General features: G+C 73.4%; 20 protein-coding genes and 3 pseudogenes. 16 read left to right on the forward strand and 7 right to left on the reverse strand.

The window, feature by feature from the left end:
- The first annotated feature begins 19 nt into the window (after positions 1 to 19).
- The 8 genes from CRYAR_RS37895 (at position 20) to CRYAR_RS37930 (ending at position 8,854) form a co-directional block, all read left to right on the forward strand.
- Positions 20 to 427: a GPW/gp25 family protein gene (locus tag CRYAR_RS37895; RefSeq protein ID WP_035858028.1), complete on the forward strand. Its 408-nt coding sequence runs from the start codon at positions 20 to 22 to the stop codon at positions 425 to 427.
- Positions 427 to 2,382 (forward strand): putative baseplate assembly protein, encoded by a 1,956-nt coding sequence (locus CRYAR_RS37900; protein WP_035858030.1) that lies wholly within the window; start codon positions 427 to 429, stop codon positions 2,380 to 2,382. Before CRYAR_RS37895 ends, CRYAR_RS37900 begins: the two co-directional genes overlap by 1 nt.
- Positions 2,379 to 2,921: a phage tail protein gene (locus CRYAR_RS37905; RefSeq protein WP_035858032.1), complete on the forward strand. Its 543-nt coding sequence runs from the start codon at positions 2,379 to 2,381 to the stop codon at positions 2,919 to 2,921. The genes CRYAR_RS37900 and CRYAR_RS37905 overlap by 4 nt, the downstream gene beginning before the upstream one ends.
- Before the next feature lie 22 nt (positions 2,922 to 2,943).
- The gene (locus CRYAR_RS37910; RefSeq protein ID WP_035858034.1) at positions 2,944 to 3,825 is read left to right on the forward strand and encodes an NADase-type glycan-binding domain-containing protein; all 882 of its coding nucleotides are present in this window, start codon (positions 2,944 to 2,946) and stop codon (positions 3,823 to 3,825) included.
- A gap of 92 nt (positions 3,826 to 3,917) precedes the next feature.
- Positions 3,918 to 6,806, forward strand: a complete 2,889-nt coding sequence (locus tag CRYAR_RS37915) for an AfsR/SARP family transcriptional regulator (RefSeq protein WP_051571468.1) — start codon at positions 3,918 to 3,920, stop codon at positions 6,804 to 6,806.
- A 90-nt stretch (positions 6,807 to 6,896) separates the two neighbouring features.
- Complete coding sequence (locus CRYAR_RS37920) at positions 6,897 to 7,502, forward strand: dihydrofolate reductase family protein (RefSeq protein ID WP_035858036.1); 606 nt, start codon at positions 6,897 to 6,899, stop codon at positions 7,500 to 7,502.
- 107 nt (positions 7,503 to 7,609) lie between these two features.
- Complete coding sequence (locus CRYAR_RS37925; protein WP_157018384.1) at positions 7,610 to 8,230, forward strand: hypothetical protein; 621 nt, start codon at positions 7,610 to 7,612, stop codon at positions 8,228 to 8,230.
- A 48-nt stretch (positions 8,231 to 8,278) separates the two neighbouring features.
- A complete protein-coding gene (locus CRYAR_RS37930) occupies positions 8,279 to 8,854 on the forward strand; it encodes a TetR/AcrR family transcriptional regulator (RefSeq protein WP_035858038.1) in 576 nt (191 codons plus the stop codon).
- Here CRYAR_RS37930 and CRYAR_RS37935 read toward each other — a convergent pair.
- On the reverse strand, positions 8,844 to 9,677 hold the full coding sequence (locus CRYAR_RS37935) for a helix-turn-helix transcriptional regulator (protein WP_035858040.1): 834 nt from the start codon (positions 9,675 to 9,677) through the stop codon (positions 8,844 to 8,846). The genes CRYAR_RS37930 and CRYAR_RS37935 overlap by 11 nt on opposite strands.
- 102 nt (positions 9,678 to 9,779) lie before the next feature.
- On the opposite strand from CRYAR_RS37935, the gene CRYAR_RS37940 reads away from it, so the two are divergent.
- Positions 9,780 to 10,529, forward strand: a complete 750-nt coding sequence (locus CRYAR_RS37940) for an SDR family NAD(P)-dependent oxidoreductase (protein ID WP_035858042.1) — start codon at positions 9,780 to 9,782, stop codon at positions 10,527 to 10,529.
- A gap of 81 nt (positions 10,530 to 10,610) precedes the next feature.
- Here the strand turns inward: CRYAR_RS37940 and CRYAR_RS51090 are convergent.
- Positions 10,611 to 10,865, reverse strand: a pseudogene (locus CRYAR_RS51090) (RNA polymerase sigma factor); the annotation flags it as partial.
- A gap of 149 nt (positions 10,866 to 11,014) precedes the next feature.
- Between CRYAR_RS51090 and CRYAR_RS51095 the strand changes: the two are divergent.
- From CRYAR_RS51095 to CRYAR_RS37950, 3 genes and pseudogenes are all read left to right on the forward strand, one after another.
- Positions 11,015 to 11,245: pseudogene (locus CRYAR_RS51095) on the forward strand (Asp23/Gls24 family envelope stress response protein); the annotation flags it as partial.
- 142 nt (positions 11,246 to 11,387) lie between these two features.
- A pseudogene (locus tag CRYAR_RS51395) lies at positions 11,388 to 11,753 on the forward strand (DUF6286 domain-containing protein); the annotation flags it as partial.
- A 37-nt stretch (positions 11,754 to 11,790) separates the two neighbouring features.
- Complete coding sequence (locus CRYAR_RS37950) at positions 11,791 to 12,369, forward strand: hypothetical protein (protein WP_035858046.1); 579 nt, start codon at positions 11,791 to 11,793, stop codon at positions 12,367 to 12,369.
- Positions 12,370 to 12,372: 3 nt separating this feature from the next.
- Here CRYAR_RS37950 and CRYAR_RS50460 read toward each other — a convergent pair whose 3' ends face one another.
- The 4 genes from CRYAR_RS50460 to CRYAR_RS37965 form a co-directional block, all read right to left on the reverse strand.
- Entirely contained in the window at positions 12,373 to 12,504 is a 132-nt protein-coding gene (locus CRYAR_RS50460) for a hypothetical protein (RefSeq protein ID WP_281174659.1), read from the reverse strand.
- 175 nt (positions 12,505 to 12,679) lie between these two features.
- A complete protein-coding gene (locus tag CRYAR_RS37955; protein ID WP_035858048.1) occupies positions 12,680 to 13,687 on the reverse strand; it encodes an alpha/beta hydrolase family protein in 1,008 nt (335 codons plus the stop codon).
- Positions 13,684 to 14,037 (reverse strand): hypothetical protein, encoded by a 354-nt coding sequence (locus tag CRYAR_RS37960; protein WP_035858056.1) that lies wholly within the window; start codon positions 14,035 to 14,037, stop codon positions 13,684 to 13,686. Before CRYAR_RS37960 ends, CRYAR_RS37955 begins: the two co-directional genes overlap by 4 nt.
- A gap of 69 nt (positions 14,038 to 14,106) precedes the next feature.
- Positions 14,107 to 14,541: a TetR/AcrR family transcriptional regulator gene (locus CRYAR_RS37965; protein ID WP_035858058.1), complete on the reverse strand. Its 435-nt coding sequence runs from the start codon at positions 14,539 to 14,541 to the stop codon at positions 14,107 to 14,109.
- Positions 14,542 to 14,658: 117 nt separating this feature from the next.
- On the opposite strand from CRYAR_RS37965, the gene CRYAR_RS37970 reads away from it, so the two are divergent.
- The 4 genes from CRYAR_RS37970 to CRYAR_RS37985 all read left to right on the forward strand — a co-directional run bounded on the left by CRYAR_RS37970 (position 14,659) and on the right by CRYAR_RS37985 (position 18,798).
- On the forward strand, positions 14,659 to 15,096 hold the full coding sequence (locus CRYAR_RS37970; RefSeq protein WP_035858060.1) for an ATP-binding protein: 438 nt from the start codon (positions 14,659 to 14,661) through the stop codon (positions 15,094 to 15,096).
- Positions 15,097 to 15,186: 90 nt separating this feature from the next.
- Positions 15,187 to 15,591: a Dabb family protein gene (locus CRYAR_RS37975; RefSeq protein ID WP_035858061.1), complete on the forward strand. Its 405-nt coding sequence runs from the start codon at positions 15,187 to 15,189 to the stop codon at positions 15,589 to 15,591.
- A 41-nt stretch (positions 15,592 to 15,632) separates the two neighbouring features.
- Positions 15,633 to 16,061 carry an ester cyclase gene (locus CRYAR_RS37980; RefSeq protein WP_035858063.1) on the forward strand — a complete coding sequence of 143 codons (429 nt, stop codon included), beginning with the start codon at positions 15,633 to 15,635 and terminating at the stop codon, positions 16,059 to 16,061.
- Positions 16,062 to 16,110: 49 nt separating this feature from the next.
- Positions 16,111 to 18,798 (forward strand): helix-turn-helix transcriptional regulator, encoded by a 2,688-nt coding sequence (locus tag CRYAR_RS37985; RefSeq protein WP_035858067.1) that lies wholly within the window; start codon positions 16,111 to 16,113, stop codon positions 18,796 to 18,798.
- Between the two features lie 44 nt (positions 18,799 to 18,842).
- Here the strand turns inward: CRYAR_RS37985 and CRYAR_RS37990 are convergent, their stop codons facing one another.
- Positions 18,843 to 19,463: an SRPBCC family protein gene (locus tag CRYAR_RS37990; RefSeq protein ID WP_035858070.1), complete on the reverse strand. Its 621-nt coding sequence runs from the start codon at positions 19,461 to 19,463 to the stop codon at positions 18,843 to 18,845.
- Between the last annotated feature and the right edge of the window lie 37 nt (positions 19,464 to 19,500).

Consider the following 19,500-nt stretch of genomic DNA (forward strand, 5'->3'; position numbering starts at 1 on the left):
GTTTCCAGGAGATCCCGCAGTGAGCGAGCAATTCGTCGGCGCCGGCTGGGCGTTCCCGCTACGGACGGACACGTCCGGGGCGGTGGCGCTGGTACGGCGGGAACGAGAGATCGAAGAGGCGATCCGCCTGGTGCTGGCCACCGCGCCGGGCGAGCGGCCGATGCGGCCCGAATTCGGGTGCGCGATCCACGATCTGGTGTTCGCCCCGGTCAACGAGGCGACCGCCGGTGCGATCCGGCAGGAGGTGCGGCTGAGCCTGGACCGGTGGGAGCCGCGGATCGAGGTGGCCGACGTCGTGGTGACGATCGACGACGGCGACGCGACCGTGCTGCTCATCGACGTCCAGTACGTGGTGCGCGGCACCAACAACCCACGCAGCCTGGTGTTCCCCTTCTACACGATCCCGGCGATCGAGGGTGGTCGCTGATGGCGCTGCCCGCCCCCAACCTCGACGACCGGCACTTCCAGCAGTTCGTCGACGAGGCCAAGCGCTACATCCAGCGCACCAGTCCGGAGTGGACCGACCACAACGTCTCCGATCCGGGCATCACGCTGATCGAGGCCGTCGCCCACATGGTCGACCAGCTCGTCTACCGGCTGAACCGGGTGCCGGAGAAGAACCACCTGGCGTTCCTCGACCTGCTCGGCGTCCGGCTGTTCCCGCCGTCAGCGGCCGCGGCCGACGTCACGTTCTGGCTCTCCGCCCCGCAGACCGAACCGGTCGTGTTACCCGCGGGCACCGAGGTGGCCACGCAGCGCACCGAGACCGACGAGGCGGTGGTGTTCGCGACCGGCTCCGCGCTGACGATCCCGAACGCGTCGCTGGAGCGGGTGATCCGGCAGGTGCGCGGCGGCGACGCCGAGGACCGCACCCGCGAGCTGCTCGGCGACGGCGACATCGCGGTGTTCGGCGACCCGATCCAGCCCGGCGACGTCGTGCTGTTCGCGCTGTCCGCGGCCGTGCCCAGCTGCACGGTCGTGCTGGAGCTGGAGAGCCGCGTCGACGGCGTCGGCGTGGACCCGCGGCAGCCACCGCTGCGCTGGGAGGCGTGGACGCCCCGCGGCTGGCGGGCCTGCGAGGTCGACCGGGACAGCACCGGCGGGCTGAACCGCGAGGGCGAGGTCGTGCTGCTCGTCCCGCCGGGGCACGCCCGCTCGGCGATCGCCGGGCACCAGGCGGGCTGGCTGCGGTGCCGGGTCGTGGAGCCGGCGAAGGGCCAGCCGTTCTACGCCTCGTCGCCGACGCTGCGCTCGGCGTCGGGCTACACGATCGGCGGGACGACCAGGGCCGCGCACGCGATCGTCGTCCGCAACGAGCTCCTCGGCGAGTCCACCGGCATGCCGGGCCAGCGGGTGCGGCTGCCGCACCGCCCGGTGCTGGCCGACGAGCCGCCGTTGACGCTGGAGGTCGCCGCCGACGACGGCTGGTACCTCTGGAACCCGGTCGGCGACTTCGGCCGGTCCAAACCCGGCGACCGGCACTACACGCTCGACGCGACCGCGGGCGAGATCGCGTTCGGACCGTCGGTGCGCCAGCCGGACGGCTCGCTGCGTCAGTACGGCGCCGTGCCGCCGGTGGGTGCGGCGATCCGGGCCGCGCGCTACCGGGCCGGCGGCGGGCGCACCGGCAACGTGGCCCGCGGCGCGATCCAGGTGCTGCGCACGTCGATCCCGTACATCGCCCGGGTGGAGAACCGGGAGAACGCGACCGGTGGTGTCGACGGCGAGACCGTCGAGGAGGCCAAGCTCCGCGCGCCGATCGCGCTGCGCGCTCAGGACCGGGCCGTGACCGCGCGCGACTACGAGGAGCTGGCCCGGCAGGCCGCGCCGGAGGCCGCCCGCATCGCCTGCCTCGGCGCGGACGCGGCCGAGAACGGCGAGTACGCCGTCCGTCTGCTGGTGGTGCCGCAGGCGGTCGCCGACCCGGGCGGTCGCCTGCGCTTCGAACAACTGGTTCCGGACGACGCCCTGCTGGACCGGGTGACCCGCTACCTGGACGAGCGGCGGCCGCTGGGCACGCGGCTCTCGATCGGGCCGCCCTTCTACCAGGGCGTCACCGTGACGGCCACGGTCCGGGCGTTCGGGCGGGCCACCGCCGCGGCGGTGCGTGAAACCGCGCTGGGGAGCCTCTACCGCTACCTCGATCCGCTGGTCGGCGGCCCGGACGGCACCGGCTGGCCCGTCGGCCGGTCGCTGCGCTCCGGTGACCTCTTCGGCGTCCTCGCGCAGGCCGCGGGCGTCGAGCTGGTCGAGGACGTCCAGCTGATCGCCGTCGACCCGCTGACCGGTCGCCGGGCCGAGCCGACCGACCGGATCGATCTCGGACCGGCGTCGCTGTTCTTCTCCTACGAGCACGCCCTGCAGGTCCGGGCCGCCCGATGAGAGGCGGCGGCGAGAACCTGGGCAGCAGCCACCCGATCGGCGCGAGCCTCCCCGGCGTCTACGCCGAGGACGACCTGCTCCAACGGTTCTCCGGTGGCCTCGACGCCGTGCTCGGCCCGCTGATCAACGTCCTGGACTGCCTGCCCGCGTACTTCCGGCCGGAGATCGCGCCACCGGACTTCCTCGACTGGATCGGCGGGTGGGTGGGCGCGGGCAGCGACCCGCACGGCGACCCGGAGCCGGTCCGGCGTCGGGCCGTGGCCCAGGCGACGGCCGCGCACCGGCTACGCGGCACCCGCCGGGGGCTGGCCGAGGCCGTCGCCCTGGTGTTCGGCGTCGAGCCGGAGATCACCGAGAGCGGTGGCGCGGTCTGGTCGGCCCGCCCGCTGCAGGCCTTTCCCGGCGACCCGCGGCCGTCGGTGCACGTCCGGCTCCGGGTTCCGGACCCGGCCGCCATCGACGTCCGGCGCCTGAACGCCGTGGTGGCCGACGTGTGCCCGGCGCACCTGCCCTACCAGGTCGAAGTCGTCAAGCAGTGACCCCCACGAAGAACGGATCCCGATGAGCCAGCCCCCGAACCCGCCGGACGAGACCTCCGACACCGACCCCGATTCCGACGTCGATCGTGACCCGACGACGTCCGCGGCCGATCGCGCCCGGGCGCTACTGCTGCCGGTCTCGTCGCCGACGCCGCCGCCTCCGTCCACCGAGGACGTCGTGCCGCCGGTGCTCCCCGGCCGGCCGGAACCGCCGCGGCCGAGCGCTCAGGCGCAGCGCAGCGACGACGAGCAGGGCGTCACGTGCTGGAACTGCGGTTTCGGCAACCGGACCGACCGGGTCTTCTGCCGCAACTGCGGCGTCGAACTCGCGCGGGTGCCGCAGGCCGCTCCGCCGCCGCGTCCGAAGCGCAGCCGCAAGGGCCTGTTCATCGCGCTCGGCGCGCTCGCGGCGGTGATCCTGCTGGTGCTGATCGCGATCCCGCTGATCGGCCTCGTCCGCGACCAGCTGGCCCAGTCCGACCGGGCGACGCCGGCCGCCGCCCAGGCCTCGGTCAGCGACCCCGGCCATCCCGCGCAGGCGGCGTTCGACGACAACGAGAAGACCTGGTACGGCACCGGTCAGGGCGGTGACTCGAAAGGACAGACGCTCACCGCCCAGTTCGGCCGGCCGGTGGACTTCACCGGGCTGCGGATCGTGCCGGGCGCCACGACGAAGGACGAGCAGGCCCGTCCGCACCAGATCGAGGTCGTGTTCACCGACGCGCAGGGCGGCCGGTTCCGCGAGGTGGTGACGCTCGACGATTACGAAGCGTCGTTCCTGCGTGTCCGGGTCGACCGGCTGGTGCGCCTGGATCTGACGCTCGCCTCCGCCTACGGAGCGGGCAACGACAAGCAGGTGGCGATCCGCGAAGTGGTGCTCTTCGGCAAACCGTCGGCTGCCTGACAGATTCCACCATGGTCGGGATTCCGGGAACTCGACCACGTATTGTGATGTCTGTCCGCAGTGGCCCCTATGAGGAACTCGAACATACGACGATGCAATTCTCGGTGCTGGGTCCGGTGCGGGCCTGGCGGGGTGAAGACGAACTCGATCTAGGCCCTGCGCAGCAACGATCCGTTCTCGCAGCACTTCTGCTGCGGGCCGGTTCGCCGGTTTCGCTGTACGAGTTCATCGACGTTCTCTGGGGGGCGGAGGCGCCGGGCACCGCGATCAACATCATCCACCGCTACATCGGGCGATTACGGAGAGTGTTCGAGCCGGAGTTGTCCGCACGCGAGCCGGGCCGATGGCTGGCTCGGGGCGCCGGCGGCTACCGGCTCGACGTCTCGACGGACGACGTCGACCTGCTGCAGTTCCGGGCGTTGCGTCAACGGGCCGCGCACCTGGACGCGGAGTCGGCCGCGGAAGCGGCCGAGCTGTTACTGAGCGCACTCGAACTCTGGGGCGGGCCGCCGGGGGCGGGGCTGCCGCCGCAGGTGGCAGCACATCCGCTGGTCACCGCGGTCGAGGGGGAACGCCTGCTCGCGGTGAAGGAGGCCGCCGACCGGACCGCGGCGACCGCGGACCCGGTGCTCGCCGAGCGGCTCCTGCTGCCGCTGCGCCAGTGCGCGGCCGAGCACCCGTACGACGAGGACCTGCAGGCCCGGCTGATCCGGACGTTGCGTGCCGCCGGACGCCAGGCCGAGGCGCTCGAGGTCTACTCGGCGGTGCGGCTCGAGCTGGCCGAGGCGCTCGGGCTGGACCCCGGCCCGGAGCTGCGCGCCGCGCAGCAGGCGGTGCTGCAGCCGAGCGCCGAGCCGGAGGTCGGTGAACCGGAGGCTCCGGACGCTCCGATGCGGACGCCGGCCGCCCGCCCGGCGCAGCTTCCGGCCGACGTCTTCGGGTTCACCGGGCGACGGGCCGAGATCGCCGCGCTGGAAACGCTCGTCGACGACGGCGACGGCGACGACGAGCCGGGCTTTCCGATCGTCACGTTCGGCGGGATGGCCGGCATCGGGAAGACGACGCTCGCGGTGCACGTCGCGCACCGGCTCGCCGATCGGTTCCCGGACGGGCAGCTCTACGTCGACCTGCGCGGTTTCCATCCCGGCGACTCGGCCGTCAGCCCGACCGAGGCGGTCCGCCTCTTCCTGGACGCGCTCGGCGTTCCGGCGCAGCGCGTGCCGACCGACCCGGACGCGCGGATCGCGCTCTACCGGAGCCTGCTGGCCGACCGGCGGATGCTCGTCGTGCTGGACAACGCACGCGACACCGACCACGTCCGATCGCTGCTGCCGGGCTCGGCCGGATCGTTGACGCTCGTCACCAGCCGCAACCCGCTGCAAGGTCTGGTCGCCCGCGAAGGTGCCCGCTCGACCCCGCTGGACCTGCTCTCCGACGACGAGGCGCACGAGTTCGTCGTCCGGCGGCTCGGCTCGGCCCGGATCGCCGGGCAGCCCAACGTCATCGCCGAGTTGGTGGCTCTGTGCGGTGGTCTTCCGCTCGCGCTCGCCATCGTGTGCGCCCGTGCCGCGCTGCACCCGACGTTCCCGCTGAGCACGGTCGCGGACGAGCTCCACGAGAGCCGGGACAGCCTGCAGGCGTTCGCGGGCGAGGACCCGGCCAGCGACGCGCGGGCGGTGTTCTCCTGGTCCTACCGGGCACTCAGCCCGGCCGCGGCCCGACTGTTCCGGCTGCTCAGCGTCCATCCCGGCCCGGAGTGCTCGATCGCGGCGGCCGCGGCGCTGGCCGGACAGTGCCCGGCCGACGTCCGGCCGGTGCTCGCGGAGCTCGCCCAGGTGCAGCTGATCACCGAGCGGGCGCCGGGGCGGTTCAGCACGCACGAACTCCTCCGCGTGTACGCCACCGAGCGGGCCGCGAAGGAGGACTCGACCGAGCAGACCGCGGCCGCGATGCGCCGGCTGCTCGACTACTACCTGCACAGCGCGCACGCCGCGGACCAGTTGCTCGCACCGGAGCGCGACCGGGTCACGCTGCCGGCCGCGCCGCCGGACATCCGGCCGGAACAGTTCACCGAACCGCGCCGGGCCGGGAACTGGCTCGACGTCGAGCGCACCACGCTGCTCTCGGTGATCGAGCTGGACGCCCGGGACGGCGACGGACGGCACAGCTGGCCGCTCGCCTCGGTGCTGGAGATCTACCTGGACCGGCAGGGCCGGTGGGAGGACCAGCTGGCCGTGCAGACCGCGGCGCTGAGCGCGGCCCAACGGCTGGACGACCAGAACGGCCTGGCCCACGTGCACCGCTCGCTGGGCTTCGTCAACGGCCGGCTCGGCCAGTGGAGCCGGGCCGACGAGCACCTCCGGCTCTCGCTGGCGTTGTTCGAGAAGGTCGGCGACCGCAACAGCCAGGCCCGTGTCTACCGGTACCAGGCTTTCCTGGCCAACACCCGCGGACAGCACCGCGAGGCCCTCTCCCGCTACCGGCACGCGCTGACGCTCTACCGGGCCACCGGCCGGCGATCGGGCGAGGCCAGCACGTTCAACGAGATCGGCTACACGCACATGCTGCGGGGCGAGAACCGCAAGGCGCTCGTCGAGTGTGGCCGCGCGCTCAAGATCCACCAGGAGATCCACGACTGCAACGGCACCGCCGCGGCCTGGGACAGCCTCGGCAGCGCCCACCTCAACCTGCGCGAGTACGACGAGGCGCTGGACTGCTTCGCCCACGCGCTCTCGATCTACCGCGAGATCCACGACCGCTACCTGGAAGCCGACACGCTCGACCACCTCGGCGACACCCACGCCGCCGCCGGCTCCGACGCGCAGGCCGCGGGGGCCTGGCAGGCCGCGATCGTCATCCTCCGCGCCCTCGGCCATCCGGACGCCGAGCACGTGCGGGTGAAGCTCGACGAGGTGACCCGGCGCAGCTCCGGTCAGGGCCGAACCCTCCGCTGGCTGCCGGACGGCCGCAGCAGCGCGTGACGCAGGTCACATTCACGGAGGTCGAGTAGCGGCGTCCAGCTCCGACACCCTGCCGAGAAGCGTTTCCGGCACACCTGTTGGAGGTTCACGATGTCTGACACCACCTGCCACATGTCGATTTCGCTCGACGGCTTCGCCGCCGGGCCGGAGCAGAGCCGGGAGAGCCCGCTGGGTAAGCGGGGGCTGGAGTTGCACACCTGGCACATCGGCGATCCCCGCGCGAACGACGCCGACAAGATCGCGGCCGAGTGGCTGATGCGACCCCGGGGCGCGTACGTGATGGGCCGGAACATGTACGGCCCGATCCGCGGCGACTGGGACGAGGACTGGAGCGGCTGGTGGGGCGCCGAGCCGCCGTACCACGCGCCGGTGTTCGTGCTCACCCACCACGCGCACGACCCGATCGAGATGGAGGGCGGGACGACGTTCCACTTCGTCACCGAGGGCTTCGACGCGGCCTACGCCGCCGCGCGCGAGGCGGCAGGCGACCGGGGCGTCGACATCGCCGGTGGGGCGTCGACGGTCCGGCAAGCGCTGGCCGCGGACGTGATCGACGAGCTGACGCTCGACATCGCACCGGTACTGCTCGGCGCGGGCGAGCGCATCTTCGACGGCACCGAGGCGTTCGGCTTCGAACCGGTGGAGGTGCTGCACTCCCAGCTGTCCACCCACATCCGTTACCGCCGCCTCCGCTGAGCCCAGGTTTCTCCGCCCGGAACACCGCCCCTTCGCGATTAGTACAGTGTGCTAGTACGCTGTACTAGTCGCGCCGGGACGCGGTGCCTCGGGATGGGAGAGAACTGATGTCGTTAGTTGCTCAGCAGCCGCAGAGTCCGGTTCGTGAGCACCGTCGGGCGCTCGTCGTGATCGGCCTGGTCAACCTCGCGTTGTTCCTGGCCGGAGTGCTGCTCACCGTGCTCGTGCCCGAGTTGCGGCCCGGCGGGATCGGCCAGCTCCACGGTGAGCCCGACACGCCGGGGCTCGGCACGCTCGTCGCCGACGCGTACCGCAGCGAGAACGTCATCTGGGCGGCCGCGGTGACGTTCGTCGTCAACCTGGTACTCGCGTCGATGCTCCAGACGACGTTGCCCAGCCTGATCGTCCCGTTCGTCGGCGTCGTCATCACCGCGGTGCGGATCTTCTCCTGGGGAATTCTCTTCACCCCCGCCGGCCAGGACGACGCGACCTTCCTGTTCCACTACGTGACGCTGCTGATCGAGGGCGCGGCCTACGTCCTGGTGGCGTTCGCGTCCTGGGTGCAGGCGCGCCGCTTCCTCCAGCCGCGCCGCTTCGGTCTGCCCAACCACCGGGCGGGCTACGTCGCCGGTCTCCGCGCGACCGGGCGGCTCTACGTCTGGGTCGTCGTGCTCCTGCTCATCGGCGCGATCTACGAAGCGTTCTCGGTGATCTACATCGTCGCCTGACCCTGCGCGCGCCGCGCCCTTCCGCGCGGGAAGATGGACGGATGAGCGGTGATCGACGTGGCTGACCGACGCACTCAGATCGTCGCCGCGGCGCGTGAACTGCTCGGGGAGAACGCGGAGCGCGCGCTGAGCGTCCGGTCGGTCGCCGCGCGCGCCGGCGTCGGCGCCAGCACGCTGCGCCACTACTTCCCGACCCAGCGGGAGCTCTACCGGGCCGTCTTCGACACCGCCTACGACGAGACGGCCCGCGACCTGCGGATCGACGATCCCGACGTGCCTGCCGTGGACCGGCTCGTCGAGTGCCTGGCCCAGCTGCTGCCGCCGCGGCTGCCGTTCGAAACCTGGATGGTGGTGCTCAGCGGCCTGGTCGGGGCCGAATCGACCGCGGATTCCCGGCTCGCGTGGACGTCGTTCGTGGAGCGCTCACGCGTCCGGGTGGTCGACTGGCTCACCCGGCTCGAGCGCGAGGGCGCGGTCGCTCCCGGGCCGGTCGAGCGCCGCGCGCGCCTCCTGCTCGTGGTCGTCGACGGCCTGTCCGCCGACCGCATGCTGCAGGGCCGACGCAGCGAGGAGGAGGAGCTCGCCGTGCTGACCGACGCCGTCCTGGCGGTCCTCACGGTGTGACGAGCTCCCAGGCCGCGAGCGTCGGCAGGAGCCCGGCCGTCGGCGAGTCCGGCGGCGCGGTGTAGATCGTCAGCCGCTGGTCGGGTTCGTGGGGCGCGCCGACGACCTCGATGTCGAACTCGAGCCGGCCGAACGCGGGGTGCTCGATCCGCTTGGTCACCGACGTGTAGTCACGCACGTGCTGGTCGTCCCACCAGCGTGCGACGTCCGGGTCGTCGCGGCGCAGGGCCGCGATCTCGGCCAGCAGACGCGTGTCGTGCGGGTGCCGTCCGATCTCCCGCCGCATCGCGCCGACCGAGGCCTGCGCGAAGTCGGCCCAGTTGACGATCCGTTCGCGGGCCATCGGGTCGCGGAACAGGTAGTCGACGAACGCGGTGCCCGGCGCGAGGTCGCGGCCGAGCACCGCCCGGAGCAGCGCGTTGCGGGCCAGCACGACGCCACGCCGGCCCAGCAGCAGCACCGGGCGGTGATCGAGCGCGGTCATCACCCGGAGCAGGCCGGGGTCGGGGCGCTGGGTGACCGCGGTCCCGCCGCGCCGCCGCCCGGGCGCCGCGAGGTCGTGCAGGTGCGCGCGCTCGACGTCGTCGAGGCGGAGCGCCGAGGCCAGCGCGTCCAGGACCTCGCGCGAGATGTTCGGCTGTCGTCCCTGTTCGATGCGCGTGTAGTAGTCGACGCTCAGCCCGGCCAACATCGCCAGCTCCTCGCGGCGGAGGCCGGGCACGCGCCGCTGGCCGCGGAACGGCTCCACGCCGGCCTGCGCCGGGCTCAACCGATCGCGGCGCGAGCGGAGGAAAGCCGCGAGCGCGGTCCGGTCCGGTTGCACGTCTCCAGCTATACCCGACGCGCGGGCGAGCAGCCTGGTTACGCCATGACCAGGCTGGACGCGCCCTGGTAGGGCGGCGGGGACCGGCCGAGACTTCCCGGCATGACCTTCACCACCGCATTCGTCACCGGCGCCACCAGCGGAATCGGCGCCGCCATCGCTCGAATCCTGGCCGCACGCGGCCTGCACGTGGTCGTCGGCGGTCGCGACGCCGCGCGGGGGTCCGCCGTCGTCGACGACATCCGCGCCGCCGGCGGCAAGGCCGACTTCCTCGCGCTCGACCTCCACGCCGCGCCGAGCGTGCTCCGCACCTCCGCGGCCGACGTGGCCGACCTGCTCGGCGGCCGGGTCGACGTGCTGATCAACAACGCCGCGCTCTACCCGGTCGGTCCGACCGAGGCCCTGGACGACGACGACCTGGACGCGATGCTCGCGGTGAACGTGCGTGCGCCGCACGTCCTGGTCGGCGCGCTCGCCCCGGCGATGGCCGAGCGGGGGTCGGGCGCGATCGTGACGATCGGCTCCTGGATGGCGACGCTCGGCGGGCCGTTCGGGGCGATGTACAGCGCGACAAAGGCCGCGGACGAGCAGCTGACCCGGTCGTGGGCGGCCGAGTACGGGCCCCGCGGGGTACGGGTCAACGCGGTCGCGCCCGGCGCCACCGCGACCCCGGGCAACGAGTTCGCGGCCGAAGCCGTCCGCGCGATGGCGGCGACCACGCCCGGCGGCGTCCCGCTGCAGCCGGAGGACGTCGCCAACGCGGTGGCGTTCCTGGTCTCCGACGAGGCCCGCATGGTGCACGGCGCGACGTTCGCCGTCGACGGCGGCATCACCGTCGCCCGGCTGGGCTGACGCGGCCCCAGCGCCCAGCAGACCGCGTACGGCGGTCGGGCTGACCCCGAGGACCATGCCGACCTCGGCGTAGCTCAGTTGCTCGACCTCGCGGAGCAGCCGGGCCGACCGCTGACGGTCCGGCAGCAGGCGCCGCGCGCTGTCCAGCGCCTCACGCAGGTCCCGGCCGAGCGAGATCTGAGCCGGATCGGGGGCCGGGTCGACGATGTCGGCCGCGACGTCGTCGAGACCGGCCCGCGGAACGGCCGAGCGGCGGCTCAGCTGACGCGAGACCCGGTGCCGCACCAGCGTGAACAGCCACGTGCGCAGCGAGGAGTCACCGCGGAAGTTCGGCAGACCGCGCCAGGCGTCGAGAAAAGCGTCCTGGAGGACGTCCTCGGTCGCCGACGACGCGGGAGGCGTAGCGGTAGAGCGCGGCGCCGTGGCGCGTCACGATCGCCGCGAACGCCTGCTCGTCGCCGAGGCGGGCGCGACGCACCAGCACCGGTTCGGCCCGGACCATCACCGCGCTGCGCGAGCGGATCCCCGGCGGCCGCGTCAACCACTCGCTGGGCGTGTCGGTGGAGGTCGGCGAGACCCAGGCGGCCGTGGACATCGACCTCATCGCCGAGTACGGGGTCGCGATCACCGAACTGGCCGCCGGGGTGCGCCGCAACGTCATCACGTCGGTGGAGCGGATGACCGGGCTCGAGGTCGTCGAGGTGAACATCGCCGTGTCCGCCGGCCCGCCCGGGCCCGCCTCGTCCGCGGCCCGATCGGCGTCGCCGGTCCGTGCTCGCGACCGCGCTCCTCGTCGTCGGGGTCGTCCTGGTGCGCGACGGCCTCGTCGCCGCCGGCCTCCTCGGGGGCCGGGCCACGGTGCCCGCGCTCCTCGGAGCCGCCGACCGCCTCACCGCCCACACCTGGCTGATCCCGGTCGGGGTCGGGCTCGCGGTCGTCGGCCTCGCGCTCGTCTACGCCGCGCTCCGCCCGCGTCCTCGCCGGGGTGTCCCGATCGACTCGGCCACCGGGCTGTTCCTCACCACCGACGGGGTCGCCCGGCTCGCCTCCGACGCCGCCGGCGAGGTGGGTGGGGTCCTGCGGGCGCGGTCGTCGGCCGGCCGCCGTCGTGTCGTGACCAGGGTCGAGACCACGGCCGACGATCCCGCGCTCGCGGACGCCGTCACGCGAGCCGTCTCCACCCGCCTGGCCCACCTGCGGACGCCGCCCACCGTCCGGGTCCGGGTCCGGGTCCGCGCCCCGACACCAGGAGGGTCCTCTGATGCGCCGCTCCACGCTCGTGCTCGACCGGCTGGCCGCGCTGGTGGCCGGTGTCGCGCTCCTCGGTCTCGGCGCCGCGCTGATCGCGTGGCCGAGCGGCTGGCTCGCCGATCGGTGGCCCGCCACGCCGGACCGCATCAGCACCGGAGCCGACGACGTCGTCACCGCGCCCTGGTGGCCGTGGGCGGCCGGCGTCGCCGGAGCGGTCGTCGTGCTGGTCGCGGCCTGGTGGCTGCTGGCGCACCTGCCCGTGCGTGGCGTCGGTGCGTTGCTCCTTACCGGCTCCGACGGCAACGGACGCCTGGCGCTCGCCCCCGCCGGGTCCGCCGACTCCGCCGCCTCGATGTTCGCCGAGACGCCCGGCGTCCGCTCCGCCCGCGCCCGCGTGGTCCGCGAGCGCGGCACGACCGTCGTCGATCTCACGGCGACGTTGGAGCCGCACGCCGACCTCGCCGAGGTGGCTCTCGCCGCGGACGCGGTGGCCGCGGACCTCCAGGACGTGCTGGGCCGCGACGACGTCGCCGCCCGGGTCGACCTCACCGTCGCGGGGAACCGCCGCGCGCTGCCCCGGGTGCACTGACCGTCACCGGGTCAGCCACCGGTCGAGCTCGTCCAGGACGCTCGCTACCTCCGGAGTGAGCGCGTCGGCGATCCCGGCCGGTGTCCGTCCCTCGTGGATCAGCCGGCCGGTGTCCCCGATGACGATCTGGAACACGCCGGCCAGCGCGATTGCCCCGCAGGCGCGCGACCTCCGCCGGAACCGGGCTCGTCGCGCCGATCACGGCGGCCGGCGCGCGGGCCTGCCGGTCGACCGGTCACGGCGCGCGCACTCCTGCGCGTGGTCGACGCCGCCGGGCGTCCGGGCCGCCGGGCGTCACGGCCGCCGGGCGTCAAGGCCGCAGGAATCGGTGCAACGCGGCGAGCAACGACGGAGCGAGCCTTCCCGGATCGGCGGGGTCGGTCATCAGGTGGCCGACGCCGGGCAAGATCACCCGGCCGACCGTGGCGGCCAGCGCGGTGGTGGCGTCGCACGGGACCTGCGGGTCGGCGGTGCCGCAGGTGAGCAGCGTCCGGGTGCCGGGCGGCAGCCGGCGGGCGACCGCCGCGGGCTCGACCGCGTCGATCGTTTCCACGTACCGCCGGCTGGTGCCGGCCAACCCGCGGAACAGCTCCGCCACCGCGGGCGGCATGCCCTCGGTGCCGACCGGCCGGTGCGCGCGGAGATCGGCGACGGCCCGGTCGATCGCGCGGTCCGCGGCGCGCTGCTGGGCCGGGTCCAGCTGGCCGGCCTCGACCGCGGCGGCCAGTTGATCGCGCAGCTGCTGGGCGAGCACGTCGAGGAACCGTCGCGCCAGCGGCTGCAGCAACCCGACACCGGCCGCGCGCGGCGACGCGGAGACCGCCACCCGCAGTGCCGTCAGCGCTCCCTCGCTGTGCCCGATCAGGTGCACGGCGCGCCGATCGACCTCCGGCCGGGCGGCGAGCAGCCGGTAGGCCGCGTCGGCCTGACGGACGAAGGCGTCGTAGTCGAGCGTCTCCGGTTTCGGAGCGTAGGCGCCGAGCCCGGTCCGCCCGGTGCCGTACTTGTCGAACCGCAGGCTGACGACACCGTCGCGCGCCAGCGCCGACGCGAGACGGGTCAGCGTGTGTGCCGCGAGTCCGGGCTGGTCACCGTTGCGGTCGGTGGGGCCGCTGCCGGGTAGCAGCAGCGCGGCTTTCATCGTCCGCCCCGGACGGTGGGCCGGAACGTGCAGGGTTCCGTACGTCCGGGTGCCGTCGACCACGAAGCTGACCTCGTGGTCCGCGGCCGGCACCGTTGCCGCTCGGGCCGGTTGGGCCGTCCCGACGAGGGCCGCGACGACGACCGCCGAGAGAACGAGCCGGAGAAGGGCGGTCACCGCGGGACCGCCCGCTCGATCAGCGCGACCGTGGCGGCCGGGTCGGCGACCTCGACGACCAGGCGGGCGTAGCGCTCGTCGGCGAGCACGATGACGACGGCGCGGGCCCGGTCGCGGACGTTCCAGAAGACGCGCTCGCCGTCCTGGTGGAACGTGCCCGCGGTGATCACGCCGGGCACGTTCGTCCCCGGCGCCCGCAGACCCTTCGGCTCGGTGACGATCCCGGGGTCGGCGGTGGCGCCCCGGACGTTGTCCAGCGGGATCACCAGGCGACTCTTGAACGCCCACAGCTTCTCCAACGCTTCCATCTCGACGACGAGGTCGTTGCCGTCGATGCTGACCTGAGCCATCTGAAGGTCCTTTCGGGGCAGGCGGAACCGGCCGGAACCGTCGTCCGGCGGTGGATCGGGGGTGAACGGCTACGGGTGGCGCACCCCGGCGCGGACCCGGAGGCGTTCGCCCAGCACCGCGCTGAGCACGGTCGGGTGCGGGGACGACTGCAGGGCGCGATCCAGGGTTTCCCAGGCCCTGGTCACGAGGGCGGCCACTTCAACGTCGACGGGGGCGCGCTCGACCGCGGCCAGCAACAGCAGGTCGAGCCCGGGGTCGTCGACGACCTCCGCGCCGGCCTCGAGCCGCTCGGCCAGGGGCGGGACCTCGTGCTCGAGGTACCACCGCAGGGCCGCGAGATACAGCCCTCGTTTGCTCCCGAACGTCTTGTAGAGGCTGTTGCGGTGGACCCCCAGCTGCTGGACGAGGTCGTCGACCGACACGCCGTCGTAGGCCCGGCCGGCGAACAACCCCGCGGCCGCCGCCGTGACGGCTGGTTCGTCGAATCCCCTAGGGCGGCCCATGCGTCGACCCTAGACAGTTTAGGAACGATCAGTCAAGAACGATCGTTCCTAAACTGCGGACGACGAGAGACCGAGCGTCGGGCTTGACCGCCGATCGAACTGGGAACTGTGCGCTCCATGGGTAGCCTGACGCACTCCCGTCCGCCGGTGCCGAGCGCGGAGCAACAGCGGTGGACGTTGCACAGCGCCCACGAACTCCGTGACCTGCGCCGCTCCCTGTTCGAGGCCCTCACCGGGCGGTCGTTCCCGTCGGGCGGGAGCCTGGAGGACGTCCCGGAGAAGATGGTGCTCGTCGCATCCGAACTGGCGACGAATGCCATCCGCCACGGCCTGCCGCCGAGCATCATCCGGCTGCTGCGGGCCGGGGACTCGTTCGTCCTCGACGTGGCCGATCACGACAAGTACGTCTCCCCCACCTACGCCGACGGCCGGGACCCGGGTGAGGGCGGGCTGGGGCTGCGGCTGGCCGAGAAGCTGTCGCTCGACGTCGGCTGGTACATCGACGACGAGGCCGGCACCAAACACGTCTGGGCGCAGTTCCCCGCGTCCGCGTGAGGTAGGTAAGTAGCTTTCGCCGACGCGAGCGGAGCCGCGCACGCGTTCGAATCGAGGTGGCGAGCGCACCCCGATCGAAGGCGGCGACTGTTGATCTACCACGGCAACCGGATCAAGTTGAAGGACGGCATCTCCGCCGAGACCGCCCACGGGGCGCTGGCGCTGCTGCGGAGGGCCGGCGAGGAAATCCCCGCCGTGCTGGACTTCGTCGTCGGTACCGACATCGGGGCCGACTACGACTTCGGTGCGGTATTCGTACTGGCCGATCTGGACGGCTACTGGGAGTACCTCTCCCATCCGGCCCACTCCGCGGCCGAACGCGGTGGGCTGCCTCTCATGGAGAAGTTCGAGGCTTTCGACATCACCGACGACCCCGATCCCGAGTTCGGCGCCAAAGTGGCCGAACTCCAGCGGCGTCACGTCGAGACCGATCCCGTCCTCGCCGAACTCATGGCGGCGCTACCGGAGAACCTCGGCAGTTCCCGGGTTCAGTGACCGCCGCACCCCACCCATCGTCAGCGAACGGAGAAACACAGATGAGCGACGACACTTCCCGCCTCGTGGAGGCCTGGAAGGCGTTGTGGAACGGGCACTACGCCGTCGCCGACGAGCTGATCGCGCCCGGCTTGCGCGTCCACGCCGCTCTCATGGACGGCGGCGACGGCAGCGCGATCACCGACGCCAAGACCATGGTCGACTGGATCGCGCAGCTGCGCGGCCCGTTACCGGAGCTGGCGTTCGAGATCGAGGTCGGGCCGATCGTCCAGGGCGACCTGCTGGCCCTGCGCTGGCGCGCCCGGGGGCCGTACGGCGGAGGGTTCCCCGGCGCCGACGCCCCGGTCGGCACCGTCGTCGACTTCGCCGGGGTGGACCTGCTCCGGGTGAGCGAGGGCCGGATCGTCGAGTACTGGCTCAACTCGGACATGCTCCTGCTGCTCACCCAGCTGCAGGTCAAGTTCGCCTGATCACTAGGGCATTTCGGGAGTTCGTGCGCGGCGCGTTACCGTTCACATCGTGTGGACGGCCGCGCCCGCCGATCGCCTCGTAGGACGACACGAGGAGATCCGGCGTCTCGACGAGCTGCTCGCCGCGGCGCGGGCCGGGACGGGTGGCGTCCTGGTGCTGCGGGGCGAGGCCGGCATCGGCAAGAGCGCGCTGCTCGACCACGCCCGCCGGGCCGCCACCGGCTTCCGGATCGTGGACGCGTCCGGGGCCGAGTTCGAGAACGTGCTGCCGTACGCGGCGCTGCACCAGCTGTGCGCTCCGTTCCTCGAGCACCTGCCGGACCTGCCGGCCCAGCACCGCGACGCCTTACGCGTCGTGTTCCAGTCCGCGCCCGGCGCCTCCGACCTGTTCCGGACCGGCCTGGCGACGCTCAACCTGCTGGCTACCGCGGCCCGCGACCAGCCGCTGCTGTGCCTCGTTGACGACGCGCAGTGGCTCGACGCCGCCTCGGCGAACGCGATCACGTTCCTCGCCCGCCGGATCACCGCCGAGCCGGTCGCGATCGTGTTCACGGTCCGCACCCCGGCTCCGGAGGACGCGCTGGACCGGCTCCCCGGGCTCACGCTCAGCGGGCTGACCGACCTGGAGGCGCGGACGCTGCTCGCCGGCAGCGGCGCCGCCCACCTCGACGAGGAGGTCCGCGACCGGATCGTCGCCGAGGCCCAGGGCAACCCGCTCGCGCTCCTCGAGCTCCCGCGGGCAGGCGGGTTCGCCCCGCCGGACACGACGTCGCTGACGAACCGGATCGAGGGCGGCTTCCGCGAGCGGCTGGCCGACCTGCCCGAGGCGGCGCGGATGCTGCTGACGGTGGCGAGCGCCGATCCGACCGGCGACCCCGGCCTGCTGTGGCCGGCCGCGCGACGGCTGCGGCTCGACGCGCCCGGTGTCCGCGCGACGGTGACCGACACCGGGCTGGTCGAGTTCGCCACCCGGATCCGGTTCTGCCATCCGCTGGCCCGGTCCGCGGTGTACCGCGCCGCGTCCGGCGAGCAGCGCCGCCGAGCCCACGAAGCGCTTGCCGACGTCACCGACCCGGTCACCGATCCGGACCGGCGCGCCTGGCACCGGGCCCAGGCCTGCACCGGGCCGGACGACGAGGTCGCGACCGCGCTGCAGCAATCCGCGGCCCGGGCCCAGACCCGGGGCGGGTTCGCCGCCGCGGCCGCCTTCCTGGAGCGCGCGGCGGCGCTCACCACCGACCCCGGCAAACGCGTCGAGCGGACGCTCGCGGCGGCGCAGGCCGGTCTCGACGCGGGCGCGGTGGACAGCGCGGCCGAACTCCTGCGGACCGTCGGGACCGACACGCTCGACGAACGCCGCCACGCCGAGGTCGACCTGTTACGCGGCCAGATCGCGCTCGCCCGGCACGACGCGGACGACGGCCCGATGTACATGCTGCGTGCCGCCGAGCGGCTACGTGACGTCGATCCGCGCCGGTCACGCGAATGCCTCGTCGACGCGTTGGAGATGAGCCTGTTCGTCGGCCGGCCCACCGGTGTCCTGGAGAAGGTGCTCGCGGGCGCCCGATCCGCGGCCCCGGCCCCGCCGGACCTGTTGACCGCGCTCGCCACCCTGGTCGCGGGCGGCCACCGGGCGGCCGCGCCGCTGATCCGCCGGGAACTCGAGAACGAGCAGCACCCATTGTGGATGCGGCGTCCGGCGCTCGCCTCGCTGCTGGCGGCCGAACTCTGGGACGCCAACGCGCACCGCGCCATCGCGGAAGGGATCGTCGAGGCCGGCCGCGAGTCGGGGTCACCGCTGCTGCTCCGGCTGGGCCTCGGCCAGATCGCGTCCAGCGCCGCGCTGATGGGCGACCTCGGCCGCGCCTACACGGCGACCGCCGAGGGGGAAGCCATCGCCGACGCGATCGGGATGGCTCCGGTGTACTACGACCGGCTGTACGTCGCCGCGGTACGCGGTGAGCGCGACGCCTTCGCGCTGTTCGACACGGTGACGGCCGCGGCGACCGCACCGGGATCCGGGCAGCTGGTGGCCAACGTGCACTGGTCCGCGGCCGTGCTCAACAACGGCCTGGCCGACTACCCGGCCGCGCTGGCCGCCGCTTCCCGGGCCGTCGCGTCCGGCGATCTGTTCCTCGCCGGGGCCGCGCTGCCCGAACTGGTCGAAGCAGCCGTCCGCACCGACGAGCCGGGCGCCGCGGCCACCGCGCTGGCGGAGTTGTCCGAGCGGGCGCTGGCCGCCGGGACGGAGTCCGCCTCCGGGATCGCGGCCTACGCCAGTGCCCTGGTGACCGGGGCGGAGAGCGACTACCAGCGCGCGGTCGAGGACCTGGAGAAGTCTCCGCTGGTGTTCTACCGGGGCCGCGCCCAGCTCCTCTACGGCGAGTGGCTGCGCCGCCAGGGGCGCCGACGCGACAGCCGCAGGCACCTCCGGATCGCCCACGAACTGTTCTCCGACGCGAGGATCGACGCGTTCGCCCGCCGCGCCGCCGACGAGCTCCGCGCCACCGGCGAGACCGCACGCAGCCGGACGACGCCCACCTACGAGCAGCTGACCACGCGCGAGCTCTACGTGGCCAGGCTGGTCGCCACCGGCGCGACGACGGGCGAGGTCGCGGCCAGGCTCTACGTCAGCCCTCGCACCGTCGACGCGCACCTGCGCAACATCTTCCGCAAGCTCGGCATCACCTCGCGTCGCCAGCTGAAGGACCTGCGCGGCCTCGGCACCGACACGTGATGCGGCCCCGCCGTGGGCGGGGCCGCATCAGCATCGGGTCGACGTCAGTGGCGGCCGCACTCCCGCTCGGCCGTCGTCTTGAGCTCTTTCAGCCAGGCGTCGAGCCCGGCGCCGAGCATCGCGGTCGAGAACTTGACGTCCCGCTCGGGCTGGGCGCCGCGCCAGGTCTCCTCGGTGCGGACGTGGACCCGGCCGTGGACCTCGCGGAACTCCCAGACGTGGACACCCTGGTCGATGCGGAGGCCGTTGCCGACCGCCGGACCGGTCCAGCGCAGGCACTTCTCGCGCTTCAGCTGCTTGACCGTCGAGGTGACGGCGAGCGTCGTCGCCGGGTTGAGCGCGGTCTTCGGCACCGGCGTCGTCCAGCGGAACGACGATCCGGGGCGCAGCGGCCCCCGGTCGAGGCGCTTGCTGGTGGTGACGGCCGCCTGCCACTTCGGCCACCGGGCGACGTCGGTCTGGATCCGCCACACGGTGCGCAGCGGTGCGTCGATCACCGTCTCCGCGCGGTAGCGGATTTTCGCGTCCGGGTCGGTGCCCCGCCCGGCGCACTGCGGAGCGCCAGGACCGGAGCCGGTGGCCGGCGTTGCTGACGCGGGCGCGGCGGCGACCGTCAGCACTCCGACGGCCGCCAGCATGGTCAGCATCGCTCGAGCAGTTCGCATCAATTTCCTCCGCAACGGACTTCGGATCGGACTCACC

Origin of the sequence: Cryptosporangium arvum DSM 44712, from assembly GCF_000585375.1 — a bacterium.
Taxonomy (GTDB): domain Bacteria; phylum Actinomycetota; class Actinomycetes; order Mycobacteriales; family Cryptosporangiaceae; genus Cryptosporangium; species Cryptosporangium arvum.